Below are 13,906 nucleotides of genomic sequence, written 5' to 3' on the forward strand. Positions count from 1 at the left end.
AAATTTGGTGGAAGAAAGGCGTGAGCTCAAAAAAACGGTCAACGTTTTTTAACAGCTTAACATTATTTTGCTTAGCTAATTAAGATGTAAAGTCAGACGGAGAATGACTTCATGGAGCAAAAAAATGGCTCCATGAAGTGAGAATATATTAGCGACGGATGGCTTTAGGATCAATGGCGTCTTGCAACCCATCACCCACGAAGTTAAAGCTGATCGTGGTCATAAGGATCAAGACCCCGGGTAAGATCGCTAAGAAAGGAGCTTGGTAAATAAGCTCTTGGGCGTTGTTAAGCATATTACCCCAGCTGGGTGTCGGAGGCATGATACCTAATCCTAAGAATGATAAAGCGGCTTCAAACAGAATGGATTCGCCCACCCCTAAGGTCACGGACACAAGCATGGGGGCTACGACATTCGGGAACATATGACGAATGATGATGGTGCTGTCTTTGGCACCTAAAGTTTTTGCGGCTAAAACAAATTCGCGCTCACGAATCGACAAAATACTTCCTCTGATCAGCCGTGCCACCGTCATCCACGAGAAAATACATAAGATGATAACCATCTTAAAGATACTTTCATTTTGTGTGCTGACGACCCAACTCAAAATGGGGATCTTAGTGAAATCAATAGCGGCCATCACGATCAAGACCGGAATTGTGGGTAAAGATAACAATGCATCGGTCACACGCATTAAGATGGTATCGATAATACCGCCGTAATATCCCGCCAAACTTCCGATCAAAAGACCGATCAAGGCCGAAGCCAGGGCGGCTAAAATACCAACACCCATTGAAACACGTGTGCCATAAACCAGACGAATAAACACGTCCCGGCCCAATTCGTCGGTGCCAAAGATGTGCAGAGTCGAAAAATCATTAAATGATTTAATCAAGGGCGCAGTTTCGGGGATGTCGAGAGATTTTAGCTTTTCAATGGCCTCTTTCGGAGCCATTGGTGCTAATTCGTAAATCGCATCGGCTTCGGCGACTTGCACGACACCTTTTTCCACCAAAGCTTTTTGAATTTTGTCCGCCGCCTCTGGGTGTAAATTAATAAATTGTTCAATCGACGTTTCGCGTACGTCCTGACCTGATTCGGCCGTGGTAAACGGTGGCAGATAACGATGGGCCACATTTTGCGCGTCTGGATCAATACCTGAAATCGCTTCGATTTGGTTAGCAAAAATAGAGATCAATAAAAACAAGATGATGACGACCGCACCGGCGACGGCCAGCTTGTGTTCCATAAATTGTTTTAAAACCATCTTCCACATCGGCTGTGGTTTTTCGATCTCCGCGCGATTGGCTACGGCCTTTTCATTTTCTGCTTCAAAACTGTCCATCGTCATATCTTGTGTAGTCATCCGCCAGTCCTATTGATAAGAGATACGAGGATCTGCAAATCCATAGCAGATATCCGCAACCAAGTTCATCAGCAAGACCATGCTGACCGAAATCACGAACGAAATCATCGCAACGTTATAGTCATTTCCGATAATAGAATCATAAACCAGTTTGCCGACACCTTGGTACGCAAAGACGGTTTCCGTTAAAATGGCTCCTGAAAACAAGCCAGAGAAACTTAAAGCCAAAATTGTAATCAAAGGAATCAGCGCATTTCTAAATCCGTGCTGCCAGACGACCTGACGACGGGAAAGACCTTTGGCGCGGGCGGTGCGGATAAAGTCATTTCTCATGGCTTCCAGCATCGCCGAACGAGTGAAGCGCGAAAAACGACCGATCTGTTGAATGGCTAAACTTGCCACCGGTAAAATTAAATAAACAGATCGATCCATGATATCCGCCCATAAGCCGCCACTGTCGGCGCCAATGGTTTGCGTGCCGCCAGCTGGCAGAATCGGAAACTTCACGGCGAAAATAATAATCAAAACGATCGCCAGCCAAAACGAAGGAATCGAAATCCCGGCAAAAGAAAACAGATTCATAAAGTAATCAAGTTTGCTACCGGGGCGTAAGGCCGAAAATACGCCCAAGGGAATGGCGATCATCAATGACACCGCTAAAGAGGCAAAAGAAAGTATAGCGGTATTCCAAAGGCGAGGCCCCATAAGTTCTTCCACCGGAACACGGTAAGTACGACTGTAACCAAGATCACCGGTTAGAATCGAACCCATCCATGAAGCATAACGTTTATAGATAGGTTGATCTAATCCATACAAAGTTTTTAAACGAGCCACGTCTTCGGTTGTCATTTTTGGGTTGGAGGCCACCATCATGTCCACGGGATCACCGGGCATAAGGCTCATCAAATAAAAGCAAACATAGGACAGCACCACAATGACTGCCAAAGTCTGCAAGATACGACGAGTAATAAATGTTCCCACTAGGACCTCCGTTTGGGGCCGTTGAAAACGGCCCATCTGACTGCGTTGTGCGGTCTCGCCTTGCTCTTCGCCGTACTTTAAGTACGGCTCCGTGGCAGTCGAGATCCTCCGCCTTGCATCTGGGCCGTTTTGAACGGCCCTAGATTTTAACTAGTTTAAATTCCAGTCTTCGATATTGTTTGTTTCATAAAACTGGTGACCGGCCATTTTATAGTTTTTCAAATTAGCAGGTGAAACCGAGATGTCCGAACGATAGAACAAGGGCAATACCGGAACTTCGTCGGTGTACAGTTTTAGGATGTTGTGCACGATCTCTTCACGTTTTTTCGCGTTGAACTCAACATCCAAAGCATCCAGGTTTTTGTCCACTTCCGGGTTTTTCCAACCGTGGAAGTTTTGTCCTGACCAACCGTTGTCTTTGGTCGGAATAGATTTAGATCCCACAGTTGAACGCGGGCTGTTTTCTGGGGAAGAAACCCAAGCGAATAACGCCAAACCTTCAAACTTGCGTTTGGTCATGGTGTCACCAAAGAACACGCGTGCGGGTTCGTTCTTTACTAGAACTTCGATACCAGATTGTTTCCACTGGTTTTGCAAATAAACTTGCACCAGCTCACGCGTTTTGTTTCCGGCTGTTGTTTGGAAGTTCAAAGACAAGCGTTTGCCGTCTTTAACACGGATGCCGTCAGCACCCATTTTCCAACCCGCTTCATCTAAAAGTTTTCCGGCGTTGCGTTTAGAATAAGGATATTTCGTGATGAATTTAGGGTCGGTCGTGAACCAAGGGTCTTTCGGGGAAACATTGTGAATCGCAACTTCTTGTTTGTTTTCAAAAAGAGCTTTCACTAAGTCTTCGCGGTTGATCGAAGTCAAAAGAGCTTTACGAACTTTCACGTCCGCTAAAATGGGATTATCCAACTTCAAATCAATGTGTTCGTAAGTCACTGAAGGCACGAAGTGAACGACGTAAGGAAGCTTTTCTGCTTTTACTTTTTTATCAAAAGCCAAAGCTTGGTCAAAATCCATTCCCAATGTCGAAATCATATCGATGGTGCCTGAACGTAAGTTTGCTTCCATCGTTCCCGTGTTAGGAATCAACTTTACGACCACTTTTTTGATGTTCGGTTGCTTCCCGTAAAACTGGGGATTGGGAGCAAACGCCACGTGAGATCCCAATTTGACGTCAGTGATTACGTAAGGACCGTTGTAAAGGCCTGGGTTGGTAGGGTTGCGCACGTAAGTAGAGTTCTTATCGTAACCTTCTTTTTGCTTCCCGTATTTTTCAAAGACAGGAAGTTCGAGGTGAGTGGGCACGGGGAAGAACTGTGCTAGTTGATAGAAATCCCATTTTGCTTTGTCGTAAGTAAAAGTGCATTTCTTAGGATTTTTTGGATCAATGTCGATTTTCTCAACTTGAGTCCAATTTTCTTTTTCACCCACAGAAACGTTAGCACTGGTGGCGATTTTATGAGCCGTGATAAAGTCTTGGCAGATAACGGGTTTGCCGTCGCCCCATTTTGCGGCTTCAATGATTTCCCAGTTGGCTTGAACTTTCTTTTTGCCGCCGGCTTCGATGATTTTAGCCGTGCCTTTATCTAAGGAAGGAATTTCTTTAGCCAATTGCGTGACCCACTTTCCTTCAGGAGTCAAAACCACCAGCGAGCGTCCCACCATGCGGTACATATAAACCGAAGCGGACATGGACATGATCAAAGGATTCAAAGTTTCGAATTCCTGAGAAATACCGATTTTAAGTTCTGCATTGGTCGGAGCGGCCATCCCTGGTGTCGCGAAACTCATCGCTAAACCAAGAGCAAGTCCGGTTGCCATTTTTTTCATCATTGAGGACTCCTTCTAAAAGTAAAAAGTTAAAATAATAAACTAAAAAACCAAAAAACTATTCAACTACAGCCGGGGCTTTTTCAAGCCAACACGCTTTTAGATGTCCACCACCGGTATTTTCTAAGACCGGAGTTTTCGTGGCACACACATCCATCTTATAAGCACAGCGTGGATGGAACGAGCAACCCGACGGAGGATTGATCGGACTTGGCACCTCGCCGCCCAAAGAACGTTTGATCTTTTTCTTGCCTTGGCCCACCCGCGGAATCGCGCGGATCAGGGCTTGCGTGTACGGGTGCTGAGGATTTTTAAACAACTCATCGCGAGTCGCATTTTCAACGATCTTACCTAGGTACATCACCGCAATGCGATCGCAGGTGTGCTCGATCACGGAAAGATCATGAGAAATAAAAATATAAGTTAAGCCCAGTTTGGTTTGCAGATCTTTTAAAAGATTTAAGATCTGCGCCTGGATGGAAACGTCCAAGGCACTGACGGGCTCATCACAAATAATTAATTCCGGATTTAAAGCAATGGCGCGGGCGATACTGATGCGTTGACGTTGGCCGCCAGAAAATTCATGCGGATAACGATTCACATGGGCTTTACGTAACCCCACGAGCTCAATAAGTTCTAAGACGCGCGCATTGCGTTCTTCTGAAGTTCCTGAATTATGAATGTCCATCGGTTGACGGATGATTTGCCCGACAGTCATGCGCGGATCTAAAGAGGCATACGGATCTTGAAAGATCATCTGCATGTTTTTGCGTTTTTTACGAAGATCGCCCGATTTCATATTTAAGAAATCTTGGCCATCAAAAGTAATTTCGCCACCGGTGGGTTCGTAAAGACGAATCAGTGTGCGACCTAAAGTTGACTTGCCACAACCTGATTCTCCCACCAGGCCTAAAGTTTCACCCTTGCGCACGGTCAAAGAAACATCATCCACGGCTTTCACGCTGCCCACTTCACGCATCAGAAGACCTTTGCGGATCGGGAAGTGCTTTTTAATATTTTTGGCTTCTAAAATGATTTCGTTCATATCTTAGAGTCCTTATATTAGCGGGTTGAAGCAGGCGACCTGGTGGTCGGCGTTAGTACTTAATCGACGCATCGGGGGTTTGAGTGTTGCACACTCCGAAACCGAACGAGGACAGCGATTCACAAAGGGACATCCTTTCGGAAGTTCAAAGGGAGCCGGCACACTGCCTTCAATGGTGTTGAGTCTTTTCACGCGCTCCCCAAATTTAGGACGAGAAGCAATCAAGGCCGCGGTGTAGGGGTGAGCGGGGTTTAAGAAAAGCTCTTGTGTCGGAGCCTTCTCACACATCTGGCCCCCGTACATCACTAAGACTTTGTCGGAGATTTCAGAAATAACACCCAAGTCATGCGTGATGAATTGAACTGTCATATTGAACTTTTCTTGCAAGTTTTGGATCAGCTCTAAGATTTGTGCTTGGATCGTCACGTCCAAAGCCGTTGTCGGCTCATCGGCAATCAAGAAAGTCGGATCACACGAAAGGGCCATCGCGATCATCGCCCGCTGTCTCATCCCGCCCGAAAGTTGATGCGGGTAATTTAAGTAGCGTTCTTCCGGGGAAGGAATCCCCACCAGGCTTAGCATTTCAATGGCGCGTTCTTTAGATTCTTTTTGCGAGCATTTTTTATGTCGCATAATCTGTTCATCCATTTGGCGGCCAATAGTCAAAACCGGATTTAAGGCCGTCATCGGTTCTTGAAAGATCATCGCCATTTCGCCGCCACGAACATCCTGCATTTGGTCTTCGGACATCGCCAAGATATTGCGACCATTTAAAAGAACTTCACCGGCAGTGATGCGACCTGGTTTTTCAATCAAGCGCATCAGTGAATAAGACGTCACCGATTTTCCGCAGCCAGACTCACCAACAATACCCATGGTTTGGCCGCGGGCTATATCATAAGAAACATTGTTCACTGCACGCACCGGACCGGCGTTCGTCATAAACGTAGTTTCTAAATTCTTCACCTCAAGAACAGGACTTTGCATAAGCTTCCTTACTTGTTAGATAAACCGACGTGATTCAAGTTCTTCCAGGGCGGAAATAGAGCCTTTTTTCAAAGCTTTTCCTAAAACACCGGTCAGCTTGTCACTCAAACTTTCATGGTGCTTGTGCTTGATCTTAATAATTTGGTGCTTTTCCGAAAGTGCCATTAAGTACTCATCACTGGTGCGAATTTCATCCACCAAACCTTTGGTAATGGCTTGTTCGCCGTACCAATATTCGCCGGTGGCGACTTCCGCTAAATTCATATGCGGACGGTATTTTTGCACGAAAGATTTAAATAAAACGTGGGTGTCCTCAAGCTGCTCTTTGAATTTTTCCTCACCCTTCGGAGTGATTTCACCTAAAACACTCACGGTGCGTTTGTATTCCCCCGCGGTGTACTCTTTGTATTCCACGTCATGCTTTTTTAAAACACGGTGGAAGTTGGGGACTTGCGCGACAACGCCGATAGATCCCACGATGGCAAAAGGAGCGGAAAGAATTTTATTAGCCGTACAGGACATAAGGTAACCACCGCTGGCCGCCACTTTGTCGACGCAAACAGTCAGAGGAATCTGCTTTTCGCGCACGCGTAACAGCTGAGAAGCCGCTAAACCGTAACCATGCACCATGCCACCCGGGCTTTCGATGCGCACGACAACTTCGTCTTGGGGCGTCGCTACGGTTAAAACCGCGGTGATTTCCTCACGTAAATCAGCCACCGCACTGGCTTTCACATCTCCTTCAAAGTCGATCAGGTAGATTTTGCGTTCCTCTGAACTTGAGTGTTTGTCTTGCTTTTTTTGCTCTTCTTTGAGGGATTTTTTTAAATTCTTTTTCTCGTTCTTGGTCAAAGTTTGAGATTTAAGAAGATTGCGGAAGTTCTTGTATTTCTTATGGATAAGTTCGACTTCGATTTGATTTTTTGATCCGCTGGCACGGCTTGCCGCTATCGCGATGACGATGATAACCGTGATGATCGCAAACAGAATAAGAAAAGTCTCTGCTGCGAATATTCCGATTGTTTGCCAGGCTTCCATCAAGATTCTCCGATCGTTCTTTAATCCTTCGCGCATCATCAGGCAGTACCTAATGAAAACGAACTGGGAATGAAGTTATTCAAGGAATGGACAAAGGTCGAGGATCTTTTTTTGTTTGCTCAAAAAAAACTCTGACTCTTGCTAAGCTGGTTTCAGAATGAATCCGCGTTTCTCGCTCCCTCTTATTCTGATGGCCTTTTTGCTAAGCTTTTGGGGCTTAAATGCCACCGCTCAGGATTCCGAAGTAGACCGTCTCTCTGGTTTTGCTAAGCATCAAAAAGAAAACACTCAGTACGATAAAGCGCGCGAGCAGGGGGAAAGAGCTTTTCTCGAGGAAGAAGAGCAGTGGGAAAATAAAAAACAGCGTGCCCTTGAAGATCACAAAAAAGTATCTAAGCAAAGAGTCATGGATGACGACGGCCCTGAGGCGCAAGAAGACGCTGCGCAAAAGAGGAAGGCCGCTATTGCCTATGAAAAAGAAAAAGATTTGTATGCACAAAATCGCAAAAAGAAAAAATCTTTTGATCGCCAAGCATTGGGGCTTCCAACCGAACTGCAAGAGTTGGGTTTAGATCAAGAACGCCCTCGTTACGATTATCGCAAACGCGCTTCCTTTGGGGCGACGCCAAGATACGGCAAGAATATGCCAAGTTCGAGCGGTTCTTCTGGAGGCGGCTCTTTTGGCGGAGGCGGGGGAGGCGGTTCGCCTTCCAACTTCCCACCACCACCAAGTTTTGATGATTTTCAAGATGGTGGCTATTTGCCAGCGCCTACTTTGAACGATGATTATATGGGTGACATCCCACCGCCACCACCACCTCCTCCACCATTTGGCGGAGATACAGGTTTCCAAGGGGAAAGCGATTTCCCGCCGCCGCCTCCACCGCCATTTATGGGCGACGACGGCGGAGACTTTTAAGCGGAGTCTTCTAAAACGCCAACTGACTGCGTTGCTTCCTCCTCGACGTGCTGATAGCACGCCTTCGTCGTTGCGCCTTGCATTTGGCGCTTTAGAAGGCTCCTTGGTTTTGGATTTTACTTTTTCGCAGGCCTCCCTTTGGGAGGCTTCGCTGATTGCTTGCTTCCTTTGGGAAAGCTCGTTTTTTTTTAGGATTCTTTTAGGAGTTCTTCGGTGGACAGGCCGGCGTAGTTTTTTATTCCTTTGAGTAGGTACAGGAATATTGCAATTAAGAAGATGATGGATGGAACCATGATGACGGCCATGGACCATGTGGTCATTTGCGCGATTTGCTCATTTAAGATGATCGACTGTGCTTCAGGTGTCAGGGCCGGATCGATGTTGATGAAAATTCTTTTGGCCAAGACGAAATTTAAGACGGCACTGAATGCAAAGGACATTGAAAGCAGCAGCGTGGCTTTTTTCATGTGTGCGTGGAACTCGGCCTTCTTGTCTTTTTCTTTCAAACGCTCTTCTAATAAATCCACTTTCATAAGCGCCGGATTTAAAAACAAGGTTTCGATAAAGGGTCTTTTGGTGAAGGCCGAACCCAACACGAAAAGTCCGACAAGGCAGGGAAAGGCCGCTTCTTTGACCGCGAACCAAAAGCCATTCAGCCCCATTAAAGCTAAGCCCCCAGTAAAAAGAACGTTTAATAGTCCTAAGACAGAAAACGCGTTTACTTTTCTTCTTTGAATAAGGTCATAGGCGCCATAGCCCAAGGGAAAAGCGAGGGCTAAAAGCAGGGCCGGAAACGGGCCGATAAATTTGCTGACTTTGTTTAAAATAAGAACGGGTAGGAGGATGTTAAAGATCAGGTTTAAAAAACCATTTTCTTGTTTAACTGGCTGTTGTGACATCCCCTATCCTTGCTCAGGTTTGCAGGATCTGCAAACTAAACGACTTTTTTTCCGTAAAACTTGCGCTTCAAGTTAATTGTTACGCGAGCAATGGTCGAATCAAGAACCGCCTTCAGCATACTGTCAGGATTGATTTCGTACATGTCTGCCAGAATTTTTAATACGGAAACCGGGGGAGTTGATAGGCCGCGTTCCCAGTTAGAGATGAATTGAGATGTTGAATATCCCAACTTCTTTGCGACGTCGGCTTGAGATAGGCCGGCTGCGGAACGTTTTTCTTTTAAAAAGTTACCAAGCTGATTCTTTGAGTCCATTGCGTCTTTTTCCTAAGTGAAATAATTTCGTGTTCCTAATAAACACGCACCTTTTGGAAAAATCCATAAGAATCTTTTGATAATCATTGCGACGCGAAATGCCTTTTTAAGGGGCGGCTTCTTCGGGAGAATCTTCGATAGTTCCCTCTGAAGTTCGTTTTACGCTGGGAATTTTCTTCTTATCGAAGGGATCGCTTTTTGCTGAGTTTCTTGATGATATATTCTTAGATTTTTTTTCCTTCAAAGATGGCTTGCTCACTGAGGACCTCCTTTTTTATGAACAAAGTAAGTATCCTCCACCCCGAACAAGGAACGCTAGCATCGGTGGAAGTCCTCGGAAAAATACAGCAAAAATGAATGATGCAGCGAAGCGTAAGGACGAATGGAACTCACTTTCAGGTTGCCTAATGTTATCACCCGTTGCTGAAATAACATTTCCTGTTGGAGAGCAATAAATGGAAAAAAACAAACCTGATGGTCGAAATCTTAAATCCCTTTTTGTGCGGCCCGGTGCTCAGTTCAAGATTTTCTTTTTAGCCGCGGGTTTGGGGCAGTTGATTCTAAGTTTGACCTTTATTAGTTACCTTTATTTCATTGATTATCTGATCACCAGCGGTTTTGAAATCAGCGGTACTGATCCGGGAAGCATGAGTTTTTTGGATTCTCTTTTTTGGATGCGTATTGTGATTGTTGTCATGACCGCCATCATCTTGGGCGTTTCATTTATTATTTTGACCTTAATGACGTACCGTATTTACGGGCCGACAGTGCCTATCTTGCGTATGATTGAATCGTTAAAACAGGGCCAATATGGTCAAACCCGTCACTTGCGTAAATCCGATGAGCTTAAAAATGTGATGGAAGGTCTTAACGAACTTTCGATTGAACTGAAAAAGCGCCACCCGTAAGCGCTTCTCCCAATTAAACATGAATTTATTCTGATTTGCGGTCTCAAAAGTGGGGACGACATTGTCTATACTTCTGACAACCGAGTTATTAAAACAAGATCCTAAACAGTACTTGATTTTAAAGTGGCCATGGTTGATTGTGGGGTTATGAATCATACACTCGGAACGTTTTTATATGATAAGCGCATCGCCTCTGGATTGACTCAAAGCCAAGTCGCAAAAGAGCTTGGATATGGGACCTCTCAGTTTATTTCTAACTGGGAGCGCGGAATTTCCGCACCACCCATTGTGGCGATTGTGACATTATGTCGTCTGTATTCTGTCTCTCAAGAAGAACTTTTTGAGTTGATCGTCAAAAGTTCTTTGGAAAGAACTGAAGCCAGCTTGCGTGCAGAGTTTCAGGCGAAAGTGAAATCAAAATGATCACCAACCCATTGGAAAAATCAGGCATGATGACAGAGACCACCGATTCTTTGGCAGAGCGTTTTTTAGGCCGGGCCATCCAGATCTCTCTTTTTGGCGCAGAAATTGGAATCAATATCACGCCGACCTACGATCCACGTATGTTGATTTTTCGTAATTTGTCCTTTGAAGAACAATTCAAAGCGGTTCAAAAAATTGAATTGAACTGCGAGATTTTTTCTAGCATCGTTCGTGAAAAACAAGATTTGCGCAGCTCTTCTTCGGTGGTGTGGAAATCTATGAATTGTTTGGGGCTTCGTCCTCCGTCAGACTTCTTTGATAAGTTGACCGATGATGACGTGGTTCAAGTTTACTCTAAAGACAATGTTCATCGTTTTTCCAATCTAAAATTTTTTGAAGTTTGTAGTTACACGCTAGAACATATTTATGCTTTGCCATGGGATGTGTTGTGGAAACGTGATGAAGAAGATACGAAGTATCTTCTTAACTGCGTTGCCGAGGTTCTAGGTTCAGATGCTAAAACGACGCATGTGTTTCATCAGCCACCTCATAGGACTCTCGAGGCTTCATCGGTATTTCGTTATGAAGCTTTATATGCGCTTAAATGTATTGCGCCGCTTTTTGATCGCGTGACAGGTGAAAGATGTGGATTTATCGTGCGCGAATCTGCGGAATTATTAAATAGACATACGCCCCTCGAAGAAGAGCGTATGCTTCATGAATACGAAGCCCGGAATAAGGCTCCGGCATTAACTTTACTTTAAGAAGCTTTGGCTGTCGGATTTGATTTTTTTCTTTGAGCATACTTCTGACAGTCATCTAAAATGCCTAAATAAAAATCTCGGGTCATTTCCATATTTTTCATAGTGTCTGCCAATTTATCTGGATCCAAAGTCTCTGCCGTCTTAAATGCACTTTCAACGTGATCTGGGTCTTCATCGACATGAATATCCAAAAAGCGAGTCGGGTAGTTGGCTTTCGCCACTTGTTCACGAATAGCTTTACCGAACTCCACCGCAATACCTTCTAAAGGTAAAATCCAACCCATTAAAGGTTCGACCGACACGTTTTGCAGTTTGTAAAGTTGAACGGCGTACAGCGCGGTGGTCACCGGGAATTCGCCAATTTGTTCTGGTTTAAAGCCCATATCCGTCAGGTCGCGAAGTGCTAGAATTTCATGACCTCTTTCTTCGGTAGAGTGTTTTGAAAGGCGTCTTTGCATCGGTGCTTGCTTAGGGCCACACTTTGCCGCGCCCATTAACAAAACATTACAGCTCATGGATGAGTAGTAATAGGTTTGGGCCAACCATGCGGCATAAAAATCTCGATCATGCCAAGGATACTTTTGTACGGCAGCCAGATCATTGATGATTGAGTGGTATTTTTCAGAAACATTCATAGGATTCTCCCTTTTGTTAAAAATAAAAAACTAAGCGGCCTTTTTTGTTTGCTCGGTTCTTGCGACCGTAAATGGGTCTTCACTGCGGAAGAGCACTCGTTTTTCCCAAAGTTCTTGGGATAGATGCCATGCTTTTTCCTGAGGATGGAAGACCTCGCGATTTCTTTGTACGACGACATCACAAGGAATGCCGCGCATGACTCGTGCTGATTCTAGCAAGTCGTAACCCAGGGCCTGAGATAAAAGTGGCACTTTAACTTCCACGCGGGCTGCCCCCACCATGCCGTCCGCCGGACTTAACGAAAAACTGCGATTGGCTAGATAAAAAAGCAGCTTACTGATTGGTATGGGGCTGATGGATTTACGTTGAGTCGGTGGGATCATCAAAGCTTCGAAAGTCATGATTTTTTGAATGCCCATCTCGTGCAGCTTGTATAGATTTTCTTCGCCCACGATCTGTAGGTATTCGAGATGCTTGCTTAGAGCGTCGCGAAAATCCATAAAGCGGTGGGCTGAAAACCCTGCGACTTCTCCGTCTACGGTGATACAGTGAAGAACTTCAAAACTTCGAAAGCCGGCAAGGCTTGGTAAAGTTGAGCTTCCGTGTTCTTTATAAATATCGGTCCACAGCGGGTTCCAAATATCATAGATCTTGGCGCGCAGTTCGCGTGCCTCTTTAGAGATGTAAGATCCGTTTTGAATAACATAAAACTGGACATCGCTCGCTTTATTATCACTCATGATGACTCCCGCTTTTTTTTGTAAGGTCTTCTAACAAGGTTTTTTCTCCGAAAAAAAAGTAAGCATCGTTTTGATGGGCTGAGGCCGCAAATTCCGGTGTTTGTAAAAGCTCATGATGCAGCTTAGGTAGATTGTATTGAGGGACTGAAGGATACAGGTGGTGACTGAGGTGATAACGAATGTGGTGGGGGCCAAATAAGAAAGCTTCCAGTGGCGAACATAAGATATCGCGGGTTTGATTAAAGTCATCTTTATAAGACAAGGCAAAGTGTTCGGAGATACTTCGAATACGTTCGATCACCGGCATCACAACTAGGTACGGTACAATCCAGTACACGAAAAGCTCATAACCAAGGTGCAAGCTATAAGTCACGACCGCTACGGTGCTGTAAAAAAGAATTTTCTTTCCCAGCAACAGGAGGGCCGACTTGGAAGTGTAAGTGTTTTTAGAGAAAACACCGGACAACGAGGCAAAGAGCAGGATCATTTTGAACCAGCCAGTGATCAAAATCTTAAACATGGTTTTCCAAAGTTGCATGCGTGTTTGCGGGAAGGTCCATTCGGGCAATGAGGCTTTTCGGGCCCAATCGGGATCTTGCATCGTATTTAAGTAACGGTGATGTTTTAAATGATGGGCGCGATAAGTGGTTGTACAAAAGAAGATGGGGAACGCGGCAAAGGTGTCAGAAATGAAATTATTGAGTGCATGACTTTTTGCGAGGCGAAAATGCGCTCCTTCATGGGACAACACTAATAAAGCGTGCTGTCTTGAGGCGATGACGATTGCGGCGATAATATAGGTCCACAGCGATGAAAATTGGTTTGCCACAAGCATCGCGCAACCGATGGTCGCCCAATCAAATACCAAGGGCTTGATGCCTTGGACGAAAGAAAGTTTCGAAAGTTGAATCACGTGAGAGTTGACTGACGATGCGTGTTCGGCAACGGGCGTTGTCTTTGGTAATGCACTCATAAACGATCCCCAAGAAATTGATGCCCGGCCTATCGGTCTCGAAAAAAATGAACTTAAGGCCAAATTAATTAATG

The 13,906-nt window shown here is 45.1% G+C and carries 16 protein-coding genes; 4 read left to right on the top strand and 12 right to left on the bottom strand.

The annotated features are described in order from the left end of the window. Nucleotides 1-148: 148 nt before the first annotated feature. The 6 genes from AZI86_RS12760 to sohB all read right to left on the bottom strand — a co-directional run bounded on the left by AZI86_RS12760 (nt 149) and on the right by sohB (nt 7,256). A complete protein-coding gene (locus AZI86_RS12760) occupies nt 149-1,366 on the bottom strand; it encodes an ABC transporter permease (protein WP_061835589.1) in 1,218 nt (405 codons plus the stop codon). 9 nt (nt 1,367-1,375) lie between these two features. Beyond that, nucleotides 1,376-2,347, bottom strand: coding sequence for an ABC transporter permease (locus tag AZI86_RS12765; RefSeq protein ID WP_061835590.1), 972 nt, complete (start codon nt 2,345-2,347; stop codon nt 1,376-1,378). 150 nt (nt 2,348-2,497) lie between these two features. Further along, entirely contained in the window at nt 2,498-4,189 is a 1,692-nt protein-coding gene (locus AZI86_RS12770; RefSeq protein ID WP_061835591.1) for a peptide ABC transporter substrate-binding protein, read from the bottom strand. Nucleotides 4,190-4,244: 55 nt separating this feature from the next. Beyond that, the gene (locus tag AZI86_RS12775; protein ID WP_061835592.1) at nt 4,245-5,231 is read right to left on the bottom strand and encodes an ABC transporter ATP-binding protein; all 987 of its coding nucleotides are present in this window, start codon (nt 5,229-5,231) and stop codon (nt 4,245-4,247) included. A gap of 12 nt (nt 5,232-5,243) precedes the next feature. After that, nucleotides 5,244-6,218 (bottom strand): ABC transporter ATP-binding protein, encoded by a 975-nt coding sequence (locus AZI86_RS12780; RefSeq protein ID WP_061835593.1) that lies wholly within the window; start codon nt 6,216-6,218, stop codon nt 5,244-5,246. Nucleotides 6,219-6,233: 15 nt separating this feature from the next. Further along, nucleotides 6,234-7,256 (bottom strand): protease SohB, encoded by a 1,023-nt coding sequence (gene sohB, locus AZI86_RS12785; RefSeq protein WP_061835594.1) that lies wholly within the window; start codon nt 7,254-7,256, stop codon nt 6,234-6,236. Nucleotides 7,257-7,446: 190 nt separating this feature from the next. Here sohB and AZI86_RS12790 point away from each other — a divergent pair, with 190 nt between their 5' ends. After that, nucleotides 7,447-8,175, top strand: a complete 729-nt coding sequence (locus tag AZI86_RS12790; protein WP_096000907.1) for a hypothetical protein — start codon at nt 7,447-7,449, stop codon at nt 8,173-8,175. 188 nt (nt 8,176-8,363) lie between these two features. Here the strand turns inward: AZI86_RS12790 and AZI86_RS12795 are convergent, their stop codons facing one another. The 3 genes from AZI86_RS12795 to AZI86_RS19245 all read right to left on the bottom strand — a co-directional run bounded on the left by AZI86_RS12795 (nt 8,364) and on the right by AZI86_RS19245 (nt 9,647). Continuing rightward, nucleotides 8,364-9,074 (bottom strand): VC0807 family protein, encoded by a 711-nt coding sequence (locus AZI86_RS12795; protein WP_061835596.1) that lies wholly within the window; start codon nt 9,072-9,074, stop codon nt 8,364-8,366. Between the two features lie 35 nt (nt 9,075-9,109). Continuing rightward, the gene (locus AZI86_RS12800; protein WP_061835597.1) at nt 9,110-9,388 is read right to left on the bottom strand and encodes a helix-turn-helix domain-containing protein; all 279 of its coding nucleotides are present in this window, start codon (nt 9,386-9,388) and stop codon (nt 9,110-9,112) included. Nucleotides 9,389-9,494: 106 nt separating this feature from the next. Further along, nucleotides 9,495-9,647, bottom strand: a complete 153-nt coding sequence (locus tag AZI86_RS19245; protein ID WP_157684705.1) for a hypothetical protein — start codon at nt 9,645-9,647, stop codon at nt 9,495-9,497. A 196-nt stretch (nt 9,648-9,843) separates the two neighbouring features. On the opposite strand from AZI86_RS19245, the gene AZI86_RS12805 reads away from it, so the two are divergent. From AZI86_RS12805 to AZI86_RS12815, 3 genes are all read left to right on the top strand, one after another. Further along, nucleotides 9,844-10,296 (top strand): hypothetical protein, encoded by a 453-nt coding sequence (locus AZI86_RS12805; RefSeq protein ID WP_061835598.1) that lies wholly within the window; start codon nt 9,844-9,846, stop codon nt 10,294-10,296. A gap of 147 nt (nt 10,297-10,443) precedes the next feature. Then, nucleotides 10,444-10,719 (top strand): helix-turn-helix transcriptional regulator, encoded by a 276-nt coding sequence (locus tag AZI86_RS12810; protein ID WP_061835599.1) that lies wholly within the window; start codon nt 10,444-10,446, stop codon nt 10,717-10,719. Next, nucleotides 10,716-11,483 (top strand): hypothetical protein, encoded by a 768-nt coding sequence (locus AZI86_RS12815; RefSeq protein WP_061835600.1) that lies wholly within the window; start codon nt 10,716-10,718, stop codon nt 11,481-11,483. The genes AZI86_RS12810 and AZI86_RS12815 overlap by 4 nt, the downstream gene beginning before the upstream one ends. Here AZI86_RS12815 and AZI86_RS12820 read toward each other — a convergent pair. From AZI86_RS12820 to AZI86_RS12830, 3 genes are read right to left on the bottom strand one after another with little or no spacing between them, the layout of a single operon-like run. Further along, nucleotides 11,480-12,118, bottom strand: coding sequence for an iron-containing redox enzyme family protein (locus AZI86_RS12820; RefSeq protein ID WP_061835601.1), 639 nt, complete (start codon nt 12,116-12,118; stop codon nt 11,480-11,482). The two genes, AZI86_RS12815 and AZI86_RS12820, sit on opposite strands and share 4 nt — an antisense overlap. Before the next feature lie 30 nt (nt 12,119-12,148). After that, nucleotides 12,149-12,859: a hypothetical protein gene (locus tag AZI86_RS12825; protein WP_061835602.1), complete on the bottom strand. Its 711-nt coding sequence runs from the start codon at nt 12,857-12,859 to the stop codon at nt 12,149-12,151. Further along, complete coding sequence (locus AZI86_RS12830) at nt 12,852-13,832, bottom strand: fatty acid desaturase family protein (protein ID WP_061835603.1); 981 nt, start codon at nt 13,830-13,832, stop codon at nt 12,852-12,854. Before AZI86_RS12830 ends, AZI86_RS12825 begins: the two co-directional genes overlap by 8 nt. Between the last annotated feature and the right edge of the window lie 74 nt (nt 13,833-13,906).

It is taken from the genome of Bdellovibrio bacteriovorus, assembly GCF_001592735.1.
GTDB classification, from domain to species: domain Bacteria; phylum Bdellovibrionota; class Bdellovibrionia; order Bdellovibrionales; family Bdellovibrionaceae; genus Bdellovibrio; species Bdellovibrio bacteriovorus_D.